We start from the raw sequence: 16803 nt of genomic DNA on the forward strand, positions 1-16803 counted from the left end.
TCTTCTTAAAACAACGCCAGGAAGCTAATTATTGCCATCGCCAGCAGCAGGCTGGGCCAGTAAAGCAGTTTTGCTAGCACAAAGTTATGCGGTGCCAGTTTCCGCTGCACGTCTAGCGGCGCTTTAACTACAAAACTGCACAGCAATACTACGATGATTGCGATATACAGTAGCAGATAAAAATACTCGATATAGACAATGCTCTGCGTTGCAAACTTAGCGCGGGTATTAAGCTGTAATAACAACACCACAACACACAGTGCCGATATGGCACCGATAACCAATTTAATTGAAAAGCTGTTAAACGCCAGCGTGCGGCGCTTGCGGCTTATGGTTAATAGCACGGCAAACAACAGCACTGCGACGGCTAATGCCGGCAGAAAGTTAACCACAAAGGCATTATTACGTTTTAGTACCAGGTTAAAATGCAGTTCCGGGCTTTGTTCTGCAGTGGCGGAGGGGTAACCCAAGTTGCTGTGGTAGCTGGCGGTTTTAAAATCGAAAAAGGTTTCAGCTATCAGCCAGTCGCCCGGCAACATATCGCTCTCGACGCCATAGATGCTTGCCATGCCAGAGTTGTTATAAGCGTTGAAATCGGGGATCAGAATCGTTTTACCATAAAAATCGTCAGATAAAATACGCAGCTTTACCGTTTGCTGATCCAGCGGGTACTGGTTGTAATCAAATTTCTGGCGCAGGGTGGTTTCAAAAAACCACGCTGTCAGGGTTTCATCGTCCCGCACCTTTTGATTAACGTCATTAAGCTGCGCGCTACCCTCTATTGCATCTGGAAAGTAAAAACCGGCTTTGGCCTGCAGCGGGCAATCGGGCGCTATGGGTACTTTTTGCCAGATATAGCCGCTGATATGCACATCGTTAAGTGAATGAAAGCTCAGCGATTGTAAAAACACGCCGGTTGCAACATACGCGCAGTGCGGTACATCGTCTTTAGTTGTCTGCGCCAGCTTGGCGATCCAGCTATCACGATCCATATTCATGTGTGTTAACTGATGTTCAGTTGCCTCGACCTTTGGGGCGGCCTGAAACCACATATATGCCAAGATGGTAATACCTATAACGCTGCTGCTAAGGCTCAACAGCAGGTAAAAACCCAGGTTCTGCAAAGGGTGGGAGCTAATTTTGTCTGGCGTGTTAAAAAGAATATATAAGTTAAGCGCCTGCTAAGCCTAGCTGCTAGCAGGTGAATTGCCAGCATGGCTGTAAGGCAAAACTGACAACTCACCTTTTTATTTGGCCATCTAAACGTATAGAAGTTGACATTGCTGTGTGTTTTGCGCAAAGTAGCGCTTATGTCAGTTAACCGGGTGTGGCTATGCCTATTAAAGTGATCGATCAGTTGCCGGCGGTTGAAGCCTTGTCGGCAGAAAATGTGTTTGTCATGACCGAAAGCCGGGCACAGTCGCAGGATATCCGGCCGCTGAAAATTGCCATTCTTAACCTGATGCCAAATAAAATTGCCACTGAAATTCAGTTGTTGCGGTTGCTGGCTAACAGTCCGCTGCAGGTGGATGTCGATTTACTGCGCATTGACGACCATGTTAGTAAAAACACGCCGCCCAGCCATTTAAACTGCTTCTACCGTTATTTCTCTGAAGTACAGCAGCAAAAATACGATGGCTTAATTATTACCGGCGCGCCGCTGGGCTTGGTAGATTATGAAGACGTAACCTACTGGGCGCAGTTTGGCGATATTCTGCGTTGGGCCGATAACAATGTTACCTCGACCTTATTTTTATGTTGGGCAGCGCATGCCGCCTTATATCAATACTATGGTTTACAGCGTGAAATCCGCGGTGAAAAACTCTCTGGTGTATATTGGCAGCAGGTAAGCCAGCCGCTGTGCCCGCTGGTTCGCGGTTTTGATGACGAGTTTTTAGTGCCGCACTCGCGCTATGCGCAGGTGCCGAAGCAAAAGTACCAGCAACACGATGATTTACATATACTGGCCGAAGCCGATGTCACAGGCGCTTATTTATTGCAAAACAGCAGCGGCAGCCGGGTATTTGTAACCGGCCATCCGGAGTACGACTTAACCACGCTGGATGAAGAATATCAGCGCGATTTAGCGGCCGCTGCAGCGCCCAAGCTGCCGGAAAACTATTACCGCAATAACGACCCATTGCAAGGCCCGCAGAAGCTGTGGCAAAGTCATGCCTTTTTACTGTTCAGCAACTGGCTGAACTATTATGTTTATCAGGCCACGCCATTTGAGCTAAGCCAGATTGGCCGCAGCGTTTAAGCAATGGCAAATAACAATGAGCATTTTATGACAGCAAGACTAACGCCTGAGCATTTTCGTCAGTTACTTTCCCAGCGTATTTTTATTCTCGATGGCGCCATGGGCACCATGATCCAGCAGCATTGTTTAGAAGAAGCTGATTATCGCGGCAGCGAATTTGCTAACTGGCCCAGCGATGTAAAGGGCAATAACGATTTACTGGTACTGACCCAGCCAGATTTAATTGCTGATATTCACCGCCAGTACCTGCTGGCTGGCGCCGATATTGTTGAAACCAATAGCTTTAACGCGACGACTATCGCTATGGCCGATTACCAAATGCAAGGCTTGTCGGCACGGATTAACCGTGAGTCTGCCGCGCTGGCGCGTAAAGTCTGCGATGAAATAACTGCGCTTGAGCCGAATAAACCGCGCTTTGTTGCCGGCGTGCTCGGGCCCACTAACCGCACCGCATCGATATCGCCGGATGTAAACGATCCTGGCTTTCGCAATGTCAGTTTTGATGAGTTGGTCGACGCGTACACTGAGTCGACCCACGCCTTAATCGCAGGCGGAGCCGACATTATTATGCTGGAAACCATCTTTGATACGCTAAATGCCAAGGCGGCGGCATTTGCCGTACTTAAAGTGTTTGATGAAGTCGGTTTTAAACTACCGGTGATGATTTCAGGCACTATTACCGATGCCTCTGGCCGTACCTTGTCGGGCCAGACCACCGAAGCGTTTTATCATAGCCTGGCCCATGTTGAGCCGGTCTGTTTTGGCCTTAACTGTGCGCTGGGCCCGGATTTATTGCGGCCTTATGTCGAAACGCTGTCGGGCGTATCAGAAGCTTATGTGTCGGTACACCCCAACGCCGGTTTGCCAAACGAGTTTGGCGAATATGACCTGGGCGCGGTGGAGATGGCGGCAGAAATTGCCGATTGGGCCAAACAGGGCTTTTTAAATATTGTCGGTGGCTGCTGCGGCACCACACCTGAGCATATAAAAGCCATTGCTGATGCGGTAAAAGATGCCCCGGCACGTCAACCGAAAGCGCCTAACCATAGTTTCAATTTAGCTGGCCTTGAAGCCTTTTCTCTGGAGTGGTAATGCGACAACAGGCCCGATTTATCAACGTTGGCGAGCGGACAAACGTTACCGGCTCGGCAAAGTTTAAAAAGCTGATTTTAAACGGTGATTTTGAAGCGGCGCTCGATGTGGCGCGCCAGCAAGTGGAAAACGGCGCGCAAATTATCGATATCAACATGGATGAGGCGATGCTCGACAGCAAAGCCGCCATGGTGCGTTACCTGCAGTTATTAGCGTCTGAGCCGGATATTTCGCGCGTGCCTATTATGGTCGACTCGTCGAAGTGGGAGGTAATAGAAGCCGCGCTAAAGTGCATTCAGGGCAAGGCGGTGGTTAACTCTATTTCGCTAAAAGAGGGCGAAGCGCCGTTTTTACACCAGGCAAGGTTATTACGCCGCTATGGTGCGGCCGTGGTGGTAATGGCGTTTGACGAAAAAGGCCAGGCTGATACCAAGGCGCGCAAGGTTGAGATTTGCCAGCGGGCTTATAAGTTACTTACCGAACAAATTGGCTTTCCGCCAGAAGACATTATTTTTGACCCGAATATCTTTGCCGTCGCCACCGGCATTGAAGAGCATAACAACTACGCCGTCGACTTTATTGAAGCCACCCGCGAGATCAAGCGTTTGTGCCCGCATGCGAAAATTTCCGGCGGTGTGTCTAATGTGTCGTTCTCGTTCCGCGGTAATGATGCGGTGCGTGAAGCTATTCACTCGGTATTTTTATACCATGCGGTTGCTGCCGGTATGGATATGGGCATTGTTAATGCCGGTCAGCTTACCGTGTACGACGATATCCCTGAGCTTTTAAAAGAGCGGGTAGAGGATGTGATCCTCAACCGGCGGGACGATGCCACCGAGCGTTTACTGGAAATTGCTGCCCAGTTTAAAGGCGATGGCAGTGTGGCAGAAAAGATTGACGATGCCTGGCGCAGCCTGCCGGTGAATAAGCGGCTGGAGCATGCGCTGGTTAAGGGCATTACCGACTTTATTGATATCGACACTGAAGAAGCCCGGCAACAAGCGGAAAAACCGCTGCACGTGATTGAAGGGCCGCTGATGGACGGCATGAACGTAGTGGGCGATCTATTCGGTGAAGGTAAAATGTTTTTGCCACAAGTGGTGAAATCGGCCCGGGTAATGAAAAAAGCCGTGGCCTATTTGCAGCCTTATATTGAGCTGGAAAAAGAAGGCGGCCGTGCGCAGGGTAAGGTGCTGTTAGCCACAGTAAAAGGCGATGTGCATGATATCGGCAAAAACATTGTCGGCGTGGTGTTGCAGTGCAATAACTTTGAAGTGATTGACCTGGGTGTAATGGTGCCTTGCGCCGAGCTTTTGCGGGTAGCGAAGGAGCGCGATGTCGATGTGATTGGTTTATCTGGCCTTATCACGCCTTCTTTGGATGAAATGGTCCATGTTGCCAAAGAGATGACGCGTTTGGGCTTTACCCAGCCGCTGCTCATTGGCGGTGCTACCACCTCTAAAGCCCATACTGCAGTTAAAATTGAGCCTAATTACGCCAATGGTGTGGTGTATGTACCCAATGCGTCGCGTAGTGTGTCGGTGGTGCAATCGCTTATTACTCCTGACAGCAAAGCCGATTATTTAAGCCGGATTAAAAACGAATATGTGGTGGCGCGCGAGCAACATGCCCGTAGCCGGCCCGGTGAAAAGTTGCTGAGTTTCGCTGAGGCGAAAGCGAATAAATTTCAGCTCGATTTAAGCAAAGTAGCACCGGCACCGAAACAGCCCGGCGTGCACTTATGGCAGGATGTGGATTTAAACCTGCTGCGTGATTACATCGACTGGACACCGTTTTTCTTAACCTGGCAGTTATCCGGCAAATACCCGGCCATTTTAAACCATGCTGAAGTTGGCATGGAGGCGCGCCGGGTGTTTAAAGACGCCAATGCCATTCTCGATAGCATGATTAACGACGGTCATGTTAAAGGTAAGGCGGTGTTTGGTTTGTTCCCAGCGAATAGCGACGGTGAAGATATTGTGGTGTACACCGACGAGAGCCGCACCACTGAAAAAGCCCGCTTGTATAACCTGCGCCAACAGTTGCAGCTGCGTAACAATGCGCCCAATTGCAGCCTGGCCGATTTTATCGCCCCGGTTGGCAGCGGCGTAAAAGATTATATCGGCGGCTTTGCCGTAAGTACCGGTTTTGGTGCCGATGAGTTTGCCGCCAGGTTTGCTGCCGAGCATGATGATTACAACAGCATTATGGTAAAGGCGCTGGCCGACCGTTTAGCCGAAGCGTTGGCGGAGTACCTGCACTTAAAAGTGCGGCGTGAATACTGGGGTTATGCAGCCGATGAGCTACTTGACAACGAGCAGCTTATTCGTGAGCTGTACCAGGGTATTCGCCCGGCGCCTGGCTATCCGGCCTGCCCGGAGCACACCGAAAAAGGCACCTTGTGGCAGCTGCTGGATGTCGAAGCCAATACCGGTATAGTGCTTACCGAAAGCTACGCCATGTGGCCAGGCGCTGCCGTTAGCGGTTGGTACTTTGGCCATCCTGACAGCAAATATTTTGCCGTGAGTAAAATTGACGATGATCAGCTAAATGACTATGCGGCGAAGAAAGGCTGGAGCACAGATGTAGCACAAAGCTGGCTGGCGCCGAATTTACGATAAATGATTGTCAGACCGAAATATTTTTAGCTACAACCAGCTGAGCTCATCGCGACAGCAGGCTGTTAATGTGCATGGAATTATTAGCTCAACACTGTATCGAGCGGCATTTCGTGACCCGGTGCTACAGCGTCAATTTGACCGTGCTTTATTGAGTGTGCTGCTGGATAATTGGTATGAACAACTGCAGCTGAAATATTTGCAACAGCTTAATTAAGCGTTAACTGCCCAAGCTCTTCTTGCCGGAATTATAGCGCTAGCCATGTTGTTAACAATTTAGCCAGGCTAGCAGCGTCTATCGGCTTGGTAAGCATGGCATTCATACCCGCTTGCTGGCAGCTTTGCAGAATGTCGTCTGAATGGTGTGCTGTCATAGCGATAATTGGCGTCTGTGCCAGATTGCTAATTTGTCGCAACTGCCGTGCTGTTTCATAACCATTGATGCCCGGCATTTCTATATCCATTAATATTAACGAAATATAATGCTGATTTGCCAACTGCAATGCCTGCTCACCATTATTGGCGGTGATCACCTGATAACCCAGTTTCTGCAGAATAATTCTCGCCAGTGCCTGATTAAAATAGTTATCTTCAACCAGCAAGATACTATGACCGGCTGCGCTGACTTTAGCTATTTCTGGCTTCTCGCCAGGCTCGGTGTCATCGAGCTGTGCTGGTTGAAATGTGATGCTAAAACTAAAAGTGCTACCTACACCTTTCTCACTGCTAACTTGCAATTTACCGCCCATCAGCGCTACCAGTCGCTGGCAGATTGCCAGTCCCAGGCCGGTGCCACCATATTTTCGGCTGATAGAGCTGTCCGCCTGGCTAAAGGCGGTAAACAGTTGTGCTTGTTGGCTTGCACTAATGCCAATACCTGTGTCCTTCACGGCAAAATCAAGCTGATATGGCTGGGCGGGATCCTGGTTGCCAATCGTCAGAGTGATACTTCCTGTATCGGTAAATTTGATAGCATTACTTAGCAGGTTAATTAAGATTTGGCTCAGACGTAGGGCGTCTCCGCTGACATAATCTGGTAAGGTTGAGTCAAGCTGCAGCGAAAAATCAAGATGCTTTTGCTGCAGCTGGATACTGAACATTTCTGTGACTTCCGTCACGGTTGTTTTGAGATGAAAACTGGCTTGCTCCAAGTCTAGCTTGCCGGCTTCAATCTTAGAAAAGTCTAATATGTCATTGATAATGCTTAGTAAAATTTTTCCTGATGCTCTTATCTTACTCAGATAGCTTTGCTGGAGCTGTATGTCAGTCGTGTGCTGTGCCAGTTCTGAGAAGCCGAGCACAGCGTTAAGTGGTGTGCGTAGTTCATGGCTCATATTGGCCAGAAACTCGCCTTTGGCAATTGTTGCCGCCTCCGCCGTTTGCTTGGCATGTTGTAGCTGCGACATTGTCTGTTGTAAATGTGCAGTGTGTTGTGCAATTAAACTGGTAAGGTGTTGTTTTTCAGTTAGTAAGCTGTGGGTGCGCCATTTTAGTAGCAGAAAAAATAGCATAATTATCAGTAAGCTATACAGTGTCCAAGCCAGCATGCCGTTGTACCATGGACTGGCAATATGAATATTTAATGGGCTGGAGAGTTGCAGCTTGCCTTCGTGGTCACGGCTGCGCACAATAAATTGATAATCGCCGCTTGGTAGGTTGGTGTAATCGCGATACTGTTCGTTACTCCAGCCAGACCAGTTGCTATCGTGCCCTTGCAGCTTTACCTGAAACTGTGCTGATAATAAGTGGCTGAAGTTTGGGCTAGCGTACTCAAAGCGCAAGGCAGTGCTTTGGGCGTCAAGTTTAAGCCTCGTAGGTAGCGCGCCACCATGATAAAACGTCTCGCCGCTAAGCTCACGTAGCTGGCGCACTAAGGGGGGTCTTGGCGCCAAGGAGCGATGCTCGGTGATGGCGAAGCGGAAAATGCCCTCTGCGCCGCCAAACCAGATTACATTTTGCCTATCTAAAAGCGTGGTATCTAATGGAATGTCTTGCAAGGGCTGTAATGCAGACGCATGCCAATGGTACTGGCCGGCATCGTCGGTTAACAACACACCTGCTTGCCGGCTGCCACTGTCGTTATCCCAGGTTAACAGCCAAAGGTTATTGTTTTTATCCGTTTGTGGGTATCGCACCCACGGCTGGCTGCCACTGAATGCTGCAGCCAGTGCACTATCTTGTTGAAAGCGTTCACTAGTCATATCAAAACGATAAAAGCCGCTGACGGTAGCAAACAGCAGCTGTTGCTGATGCCAATGTACCGAATTGCGGTTATCGCTTGGCAATCCTTGCATTTTACTAAACCGTTGTACGGTAAGCGGCACGGAGTTTCCACCCTGCCAGTTATCCGGTAACCTAATGCGGTAAACACCGTGCGCCAGGGTACCCAACCATAAATGACCATCTGCGGTTTCCAATATACTATTGAGGTTGCCGCTAACGCCTGGTACACGACCTTCGTCATGCCAAACACCGTTATCGAAGCGCATACTCGCCAGGCCATCTTGCAAACCAATGAAAACACGTTGCGGCTGTTGCACTGACTGATACAGCACTTTGCTGGCTAATTCAGAGGGGCGTAATAGCTGTACTTGCTGATTTTGCAAAGCGTAGACGCCGCTGCTATTGGCAATAAGCAGCTGATCAGCATAGCTGATAAAATCCCAGGTTTGTTTTTGCACCTGCTCTACAGCTTCAAAGCGGTTCAATTTGTTACGCTGGTACAAACCCAGGCTGGTGCCGGCATAAAGTTGGTTCTGATGTTGATATAACGCCAGCACATTACCAAACAAGCCATTGGCATCATTGTAGTAAGACAAGGCCGAAGACAGATCGATACGGCTTAAGCCATGATCCAGCGCTAGCCATAAACCTTGCTGGTGATCTTGATACAGCGCACGAATATTCTGATCAACCAGGCCAAACGCTTTGTTGATGTGACTTTTTAGCTGGCCTTCGGCATTGACTATGTATAAACCATTCTGAGTTGTGCCTAAAGCATAGTCACCATTACTCAAGCGGATGCCGCTATACAGCTTGGCATCGATAAGTTCTTGCGCAATGTCGGTTTGCCAAGGCTTAGCACCAGTACTATCCAGTAAAAACAGTTCGCCTTCGCGGCTACCTAGCAGCAAGGTGTTTTGGTCATAGGGTTCTAGCATAAAAACACTGGTTTGGGCGAATAGCTCTGAACCCGGCAATAGCTTGAATTCTCCATCAATCAGCTCTAGCAATCCACGACCTTCTTCGCGCACGATCAGCCTGTCGTGTAACCAGAATGCTTTTAGAAAAGCACTGTTGGTGGTCCAAACTCTGAGTTGCTGATCTTGCTGCAATAAGAAGATGTAATCCCGGCTGATAAAATACACGCCCTCAGCACTGGCAAAGGTTTGTCGCACATCCTGAAAGTTACGTTGGTGCGGTGGGATTAAATGCAGTAAGGACACGTATTGGCTGCCGCTAGCGGCGGACGTATCAACATAGCCCAGCTCACCTTTGGAGCCGACATAAATGCGGCCATCTGCCGCTAAGGCTAGTGAGCGCACTACGGCTTTGTTGCTGGTAGGGATCATACGCCAGTTGGCGCCGTCATATTCCAGCACACCAACGTTATTGCCAACATATAATAACCCACGGGTATCTTGCAGTACGGCCCAATTTTGGGTGCCGCCGTTATAATCTTTTGGCTTGAAATTACTAAGTAGTGGCGTACCAGATGATTGTTCAGCTGCCAAGGGACTAAGCGATGCGAGCAAGCAAACACAGCAAACTACCGTGAGCATCGTTTGTCGTATCACTGCACAACCTCCTGTTCGCATGGCTGACGCTGAACTTTGGTAGCGGGAAGGCCGCTATTGCCTTAACACATTACTATATTAGTGCTTACTTTCTAAGCACTTTGTCCAGATACCCCATAGCAAAGGCTGACAGCACAAAGGTGATATGGATCAACAGATACCACTGAATTTTGTCGTTGGCGATGGTTTCTGTATTCATAAACACTTTTAACAAATGGATGGAGGATATAGCAACTATAGACGCTGCCACTTTATTTTTCAGCGAACCTGAATCCAGTTTACCCAGCCAGCTTAGCTTGTCGTCGTTGCCCTCTAAATCTAGTCGTGAGACAAAGTTCTCATAACCGGAGAACATCACCATAACAATTAAACCACCTACCAGAGCGATATCGATTAATGACAGCACTACTAAAATAAGCTCAACTTCTTTGATGCTGAGTATGATGGGCAGAATGTGAAACACTTCCTGAAAAAACTTAATACCCAGAGCCAGTAAGGCTAAACTTAGGCCAAGATAAATGGGGGCCATAATCCAGCGCGAAGCATACATTAGTCGTTCGATAAAATTTTCCATACCTAGTCCACTCAGTAAAGTTGCCCCGTATTATGCGGTGATAAGGCAATAGATCAAGCCTGCATGATGTAATTTAATTCTGCTTCAGAGCTACAGTTACCGCATATTTGTGCGCTTTACCGCAACTGTTGCTCAGTTTGCTGCTGGCTATGATAGCGTTCGAGCGATTTATTCAATGAATGTCCCTTTATGAGAAAATTGTACTATTTTCTGCCGTTGCTGACCTTGCTAATAAACCCGCCGGTATTTGCCGTAGAGGGGTGGTGGCAGCCGCAGCAATTAAGCCAACTGGCTCCGGTGCTGGCACAGGAAAAGCTAAGCTTAGCGAGTTTTGATATCAACGCGCTGCAAAACCATAGCCTGAAAGCCATTGTCAAGTTGGGTAACTGCAGCGCTGCCTTTGTATCGGACACTGGACTGCTGCTGACTAACTATTCATGTATTGCCCAAAGTGTTACTGCCGCCGCCGGGCAGAGGGGGCTGACGCTAGCCAACGGTTACACTGCTTTGCAGCGCGAAGCAGAACTCCCGTTAGCGAATCTGCACACCTCGCTGATAACCAACACCCAAAATGTTACGGTTCAGATTAACCGACAAATACCCAGCGGCCTAAGTAGCGCTGACAAAGCGGAAAAGATTAGCCAAATTAGTTTGGCTTTGGAGCGAGAGTGCCAGCAGATATCGCAACAACAATGTGAGGTAAGCAGTAGCTTTGATGGTTTGGAATACCAACTGATCACCTCGATGTTGCTAACAGACGTGCGTTTGGTGCATCTGCCAGCGGTAGCTAACAAGGAGGCCTTAGACAACTGGAGCTGGCCACGCTACCAGGCAGATTATGTGGTGTTGAGGGCATATCAAGCAGCACCAGTCCACAGCGCTGACCAGCAAGATGCTGTTGTAAGTGTATTTCGACCTCCAGCTTATTTGCCGTTGTCTGGTGCTGGAGTAAACGAGGGCGATGCGGTTGTGGCTGTGGCTTTTCCGCGCCGAAGTCAGCGCTATAGCCGCGCGGAGGAACTGCAGTTCCTATTTGGTCTTTACTATCCACAATCCGTGTTGTACCGACAACAGGCAATTGAGCTTATCGAAAAACTTAGCGATTCCGACAGTGGCGCAGCCCAATATTACCAGCAGCTGAGTCGGCGGTTACAGCATGCCAGTCACAATGAGCAAAATATGCTACTTCGCTATCAACATAGCCAGTTGCCAATAAATAAATCGGCTTTTGAGCAGCAGCTTATGCAATGGATTAACGGCAGCCCAGTCCGGCAACAAGTGTATGGTCCGGTATTAGACAAGCTGCAGCGGCTTAATACCCGTCAGCACGTGGTGTTGCAACGCGACTTAGTGCTGGTTTATCTAAACTACACCAAGCTACCCATACTGGCACAGCAGCTGTATAAATTGGCTAAAAAACGTGCTGCAGGCAATGTAAGTGCGGCAGCATTGGATGCTGAAATGGCGACGCTTAGGCAACAGATCCTTAGCTTGCCACAACAGTTTGATGTTAGGTTGGATCAAGGCTTTGCGCTACATTTTTTGCGACATTATGCGAGCTTGCCGCAGGCCGCACGCATCAGTGCGTTGGACCATTACTTCGCCTTGAATGACGGTTTTAATGTCGATATCGTTCGACATAAACTTGAGGCCATGTATCGCAGCACGCTGTTAAATGACCCTGCACAATTGCTGCAATGGCTACAGCGTAGTCCGGCACAATTTGAACATAGCCGCGACAGTCTGATTAACTTTGCCGTTGCTATGTACCCAGCATCTGAAGGCTTGGCTATGGAACGTCAACAAATGAAAGCCGAGCTGGCCGACATAAGACGGGCTTACGACGAGGTTATAATTGCTTTTAATGATGCTCAGGGGTTGCCCAGCTACGCTGATAGCAACGCTACACTGCGGCTAAGTTTTGGTCGGGTAAAAGGCTATCAGCCACTGGATGCGGTTTGGTATCAGCCTTTTAGTACCGTTAAGGGGCTGAATAACCTATTAAAACGCAATATTGACACTGATGATACCACAGCATCGTTGCCGGTGAATTTTCTTAGCACCAATGACAGCACCTGGCCAGATAACAGTGCAGTAACGTTAAATAAGCAGGGTGAGCTGGTAGGGTTAATGTTTTCTGGTGTGGCAGAAAATCAGCTGGCACAGTGGCATTACGATCGCCATAGCAGCCGTTCAGTGCATATGGATATCCGCTACATATTGTGGCAACTGCAGCAGGATCAGCAAAATACATTGCTGTTGCGCGAGCTGGACATTCAGCGTTAACACCGATTACACCGCATCCCCCCCTCTTAATTTGCGCTAATTTGCAGTATCATGGTGTCCGGTTTAATAGCAGCTGAGATGCTATTTGTTTTGTGGGGTTTTTGTGGATAAGCAGTTTAAGGTCAAACTTATTATACGTCGTGCTCCTGCCTTGGCATCACTCAACTGGCTAAAGCAGAGCTGGGCTGTTTTTCGGCAACAGCCAGCAATCTGGATCCAACTCTTCGTTACCCTGGGTGCCATTGCCGTAATCAGTCAGGTTCACCCATTTACGGCTGTTATTGGCATTTTGTTAAATCCTTTTCTCACCGCCGGGCTATATAAAAGTGTGGTGGCAGTGCAGCAAAAACGGACCATCCGTTATACAGATTTGTTTGCTGTACTAAAAGAACCAGCTTGTCGGGCAGTTTTTATTCGCATCGCAGCGCTAAATATGTTGGCATCGATACCGTTAAGCAGTCTGGCGCAGCTGCTACTAGAGCAGCAACAGCAACAAGCCGTTGAGTTGTCTTTAGTGTTATTGTTTGTCGCTGGTTTTGTACTGGTATGGATGATATTCGCTTACGCCGTTGCGATAGCCTACTTTTTGCAAGAGCAGCGCCTGCTGGCTATTATGCAGGCTAGCTTTATCGCTTGCTGGCGTAATATAACGCCACTAGTGGTATTTGGCCTCTTGAGTCTGCTGTTGATTATGCTTACCATGCCAACGTTCTTTATTGGCTTAATATTGGTAGTACCGCTGCTAAATATTGCGTTTTTTATCTCTTTTAACGAGTTTTTTGCACTACAGGTTAAACCCACTGATGAAGCAGTGTTGGAAGTATAGCCTTGGTAGAGCTAGCTGAATTAAAGCGCATGGCACTTAACTGGCTTAGTCGGCGTGACTATAGTGAAGCACAACTGAGCCAGCGTCTGGCCCGGCAAGGCGGTGAAGCGGCGGCTATTGCTCAGGTTATCAGCTGGTGTAAGGCTGAGAACTATCTGGATGAACAGCGTTTCATCAGTATGTTGCTGCGTAGCCGTGTAAATAAAGGTTATGGTTTAACGTACATTGTGCAGGAATGCCGCCAGCAGAATATCAGCCGCGAACAAGTGCTACAGTGTGCAACAGAGCTGGAGATTGACTGGTTTGCCCAGGCAAAGCAGTTGTATCAGAAAAAATACGGCCAAAGCAGCGTAACAGAATACAAAGACAAGCTAAAACGCATGGCGTATATGCAACGCCGTGGCTTTAGTAACGAACAAATTCAATTTGCCCTTAATCAAACAGAGTAATACTCAAGCGGACAGGATTTTTCCATGACTATGACATCGGCCGGTATCAGGCACGCCTTTTTAGATTATTTTGCCAGCAAACAGCACCAGGTCGTGGCCAGCAGCTCGCTGATCCCGGGCAACGATGCCACCTTGTTATTTACTAATGCCGGTATGGTGCAGTTTAAAGATGTATTTCTTGGCCAGGATCCGCGCAGCTACAACCGGGCGGTATCAGCTCAACGTTGTGTGCGCGCCGGTGGTAAACATAACGACCTGGAAAATGTTGGCTACACCGCCCGCCATCACACCTTTTTTGAGATGTTGGGTAACTTTAGTTTTGGTGATTATTTTAAGCATGATGCCATCGCTTATGCGTGGGAATTTTTAACCGTCGTGGTTAAGCTGCCCAAAGAAAAGTTATGGGTAACAGTGTACGAAACCGACGATGAAGCCTACAACATTTGGTTAAACGATGTTGGCGTGCCGGCCGAGCGAATTATCCGTATCGGCGACAATAAAGGTGCGGCTTATGCGTCGGATAACTTCTGGGCTATGGGTGATACCGGTCCTTGCGGTCCATGTACCGAGATTTTTTATGATCACGGCGAGCATATCTGGGGCGGGCCACCGGGTTCAGCCGAAGAAGACGGCGACCGTTACATTGAGATCTGGAACATCGTGTTTATGCAGTTTAACCGCCACAGTGATGGCCGGATGGAGCCACTGCCTAAACCCAGCGTAGATACCGGTATGGGCTTAGAGCGCATCGCGGCTATTTTGCAACATGTGCACAGCAATTACGAAATTGATACCTTTGTTGCGCTGATCAAAGCGGCTGCAGAAATCACCGGTGCCACCGATTTAGCCGACAAATCGCTGCGCGTTGTTGCTGACCATATCCGTAGTTGTGCCTTTCTCGTTGTTGATGGCGTTCAGCCATCTAACGAAGGCCGCGGTTATGTGCTGCGCCGCATAGTACGCCGCGCCGTGCGCCATGGTAATAAATTGGGTGCCAAAGGCGCGTTTTTCTACAAGCTGGTATCAGCTTTAGTGGCTCAAATGGGGGAGGCTTATCCTGATTTGGCTGCAAAACAAGCCGTGGTAGAAAAGGTACTTAAACTGGAAGAAGAACAGTTTGGTAAAACGCTGGAGCGTGGCCTGGTAATACTGGAAGATGCGCTGGCTGGCTTAAGCGGTACCGAGCTACCGGGCGAGCTGGTATTCAAACTGTACGACACCTACGGCTTTCCGGTTGACTTAACCAACGATGTAGCGCGGGAACGCAACCTGACCATCGACCAAGCCGGTTTTGATGCCGCTATGGCAGAGCAGCGCAAACGTGCGCAGCAGGCGTCTAACTTCGGCGCCGATTATAACGCAAGTTTAACATCAAACCAGCACACGGTTTTTACCGGCTACGAGCAAGAATTTGGTAATGCGCAAGTTTTAGAAATACTACGTGACGGCCAGGCAGTAAATAGCCTGAATGATGGCGACCAGGGGTTGGTTGTGCTGGACAACACCCCGTTTTATGCCGAGTCCGGCGGTCAAATAGGCGACAGTGGCAGCTTGACACTAAACAGCGGTGCGGTGTTTAAGGTAGAAGATACCATTAAGTTGGCCAAAGCTTATGCTCACAAAGGCCGGGTTAGTGGTGCATTAACCGTAGGCGATAAGGTAGACGCACAAATAGACAGTGCCCGTCGCAGTGCAATTAAGCAAAATCATTCTGCTACGCACTTACTGCACGCAGCGCTGCGTAAAGTGCTGGGTGAACATGTGACACAAAAGGGCTCCTTGGTTGGCCCGGAGCGGCTGCGATTTGACTTTAGTCATTTTGAAGCAGTTAAAGCAGACGAGCTGCGGACTATTGAACAATTAGTCAATGAACAAATTCAGCAAAATCATGCACTGCAAACCCGCTTAATGCCAGTTGAACAAGCTAAAGCTGCCGGCGCTATGGCCTTGTTTGGCGAAAAATACGATGACGAAGTGCGCGTTCTGAGCATGGGCGATTTCTCTATTGAACTGTGTGGTGGGACGCACGTTAACCGCACTGGAGATATTGGCCTGTGTAAGATAGTGTCAGAAAGCGGTATCGCGTCAGGCGTGCGCCGTATTGAAGCTGTCAGCGGTGCTGGGGCGCTTAACTACGTTCAGCAGTTGGAGCAGCAGGCGCAAAGTGTTGCTAGTGCACTAAAAGGCGATATGTTCAGTATTAGTGAGCGAGTGCAGCAAGCTCTGGATCGCAGCAAACAACTGGAAAAAGAAATTGAGCAGTTAAAAGCCAAGTTGGCCAGCCAGGCCGGTGCTTCATTGTTAGATCAGGCACAGCAGATGGATGGCGCTACAGTGTTAGTAAGCCAGCTACCAGCAACTGATCCTAAGGCGCTGCGTACCATGCTGGATGAACTGAAAAATAAACTCAACAGCGGCGTTATTCTACTAGCCACGGTAAATGATGACAAAATCAGCCTTATTGCGGGTGTAACTGCTGATTTAACAGCTAAAGTGCATGCTGGCCAACTGATAGGCTGGGCGGCAGGGCAGTTGGGTGGGAAAGGCGGTGGCAGGCCGGATATGGCTCAAGCGGGAGGCTCAGATGTCGCCAGCTTGCCTGGAGTACTAAATGAAGCAAAAAACTACATTGCAGAAAAACTAAGCTAAACTGCTTGCAGAAGCTTGGTTTAGCGCGTAATTGCCTTAAGTTATCGGTTGTAGAGCCACAATGCGTGGCAAATCATAAAAACAGCAACTGGCCGCGATCTCGCTTCTGTTTGTCTATTATTCGCTATAGCAAGACGGCAGATTGTTACAATACGGCAATTAAATGGCAAAACTGCCGAATTTAGGTGTCATTAATTTAGTGGCCTGACTTTTAATCAGTCAGGCAGCTGAGTTATGATACGGCGCTTAAGT

The 16803-nt window shown here is 48.8% G+C and carries 11 protein-coding genes; 8 read left to right on the forward strand and 3 right to left on the reverse strand.

What is annotated here, in order from left to right; translation table 11 throughout:
* Positions 1 to 5: 5 nt before the first annotated feature.
* Complete coding sequence (locus I4W93_RS00570; RefSeq protein ID WP_205312472.1) at positions 6 to 998, reverse strand: hypothetical protein; 993 nt, start codon at positions 996 to 998, stop codon at positions 6 to 8.
* 335 nt (positions 999 to 1333) lie between these two features.
* Between I4W93_RS00570 and I4W93_RS00575 the strand changes: the two genes are divergently transcribed.
* From I4W93_RS00575 to I4W93_RS00585, 4 genes are all read left to right on the forward strand, one after another.
* Entirely contained in the window at positions 1334 to 2260 is a 927-nt protein-coding gene (locus tag I4W93_RS00575) for a homoserine O-succinyltransferase (RefSeq protein WP_205312471.1), read from the forward strand.
* Positions 2261 to 2287: 27 nt separating this feature from the next.
* Positions 2288 to 3352, forward strand: a complete 1065-nt coding sequence (locus I4W93_RS20470; protein ID WP_306660301.1) for a homocysteine S-methyltransferase family protein — start codon at positions 2288 to 2290, stop codon at positions 3350 to 3352.
* Positions 3352 to 5973, forward strand: coding sequence for a methionine synthase (gene metH, locus I4W93_RS00580; protein WP_306660300.1), 2622 nt, complete (start codon positions 3352 to 3354; stop codon positions 5971 to 5973). The genes I4W93_RS20470 and metH overlap by 1 nt, the downstream gene beginning before the upstream one ends.
* A gap of 67 nt (positions 5974 to 6040) precedes the next feature.
* On the forward strand, positions 6041 to 6187 hold the full coding sequence (locus tag I4W93_RS00585; protein ID WP_205312470.1) for a hypothetical protein: 147 nt from the start codon (positions 6041 to 6043) through the stop codon (positions 6185 to 6187).
* A gap of 31 nt (positions 6188 to 6218) precedes the next feature.
* Here the strand turns inward: I4W93_RS00585 and I4W93_RS00590 are convergent, their stop codons facing one another.
* Positions 6219 to 9767: a hybrid sensor histidine kinase/response regulator gene (locus I4W93_RS00590; protein WP_224673196.1), complete on the reverse strand. Its 3549-nt coding sequence runs from the start codon at positions 9765 to 9767 to the stop codon at positions 6219 to 6221.
* 85 nt (positions 9768 to 9852) lie between these two features.
* Complete coding sequence (locus I4W93_RS00595; RefSeq protein WP_205312469.1) at positions 9853 to 10341, reverse strand: TIGR00645 family protein; 489 nt, start codon at positions 10339 to 10341, stop codon at positions 9853 to 9855.
* Between the two features lie 189 nt (positions 10342 to 10530).
* Between I4W93_RS00595 and I4W93_RS00600 the strand changes: the two genes are divergently transcribed.
* From I4W93_RS00600 to alaS, 4 genes are all read left to right on the forward strand, one after another.
* The gene (locus I4W93_RS00600) at positions 10531 to 12627 is read left to right on the forward strand and encodes a S46 family peptidase (RefSeq protein ID WP_205312468.1); all 2097 of its coding nucleotides are present in this window, start codon (positions 10531 to 10533) and stop codon (positions 12625 to 12627) included.
* Between the two features lie 103 nt (positions 12628 to 12730).
* Positions 12731 to 13453, forward strand: coding sequence for a DUF2189 domain-containing protein (locus I4W93_RS00605; RefSeq protein ID WP_224673198.1), 723 nt, complete (start codon positions 12731 to 12733; stop codon positions 13451 to 13453).
* A gap of 2 nt (positions 13454 to 13455) precedes the next feature.
* Positions 13456 to 13902 (forward strand): regulatory protein RecX, encoded by a 447-nt coding sequence (locus tag I4W93_RS00610; protein WP_224673199.1) that lies wholly within the window; start codon positions 13456 to 13458, stop codon positions 13900 to 13902.
* 30 nt (positions 13903 to 13932) lie between these two features.
* Positions 13933 to 16551, forward strand: coding sequence for an alanine--tRNA ligase (gene alaS, locus I4W93_RS00615; protein WP_368735635.1), 2619 nt, complete (start codon positions 13933 to 13935; stop codon positions 16549 to 16551).
* Positions 16552 to 16803 lie beyond the last annotated feature (252 nt).

It is taken from the genome of Rheinheimera maricola, from assembly GCF_016918075.2.
In the GTDB taxonomy this organism is placed as follows: domain Bacteria; phylum Pseudomonadota; class Gammaproteobacteria; order Enterobacterales; family Alteromonadaceae; genus Alishewanella; species Alishewanella maricola_A.

Coding starts and splice junctions, on each gene's coding strand:
- I4W93_RS00570 (WP_205312472.1), bottom strand. CDS start 998: ATGAATATGGATCGTGATAGCTGGATCGCCAAGCTGGCGCAGACAACT.
- I4W93_RS00595 (WP_205312469.1), bottom strand. CDS start 10,341: ATGGAAAATTTTATCGAACGACTAATGTATGCTTCGCGCTGGATTATG.
- alaS (WP_368735635.1), top strand. CDS start 13,933: ATGACATCGGCCGGTATCAGGCACGCCTTTTTAGATTATTTTGCCAGC.
- I4W93_RS00575 (WP_205312471.1), top strand. CDS start 1,334: ATGCCTATTAAAGTGATCGATCAGTTGCCGGCGGTTGAAGCCTTGTCG.
- I4W93_RS00600 (WP_205312468.1), top strand. CDS start 10,531: ATGAGAAAATTGTACTATTTTCTGCCGTTGCTGACCTTGCTAATAAAC.
- I4W93_RS20470 (WP_306660301.1), top strand. CDS start 2,288: ATGACAGCAAGACTAACGCCTGAGCATTTTCGTCAGTTACTTTCCCAG.
- metH (WP_306660300.1), top strand. CDS start 3,352: ATGCGACAACAGGCCCGATTTATCAACGTTGGCGAGCGGACAAACGTT.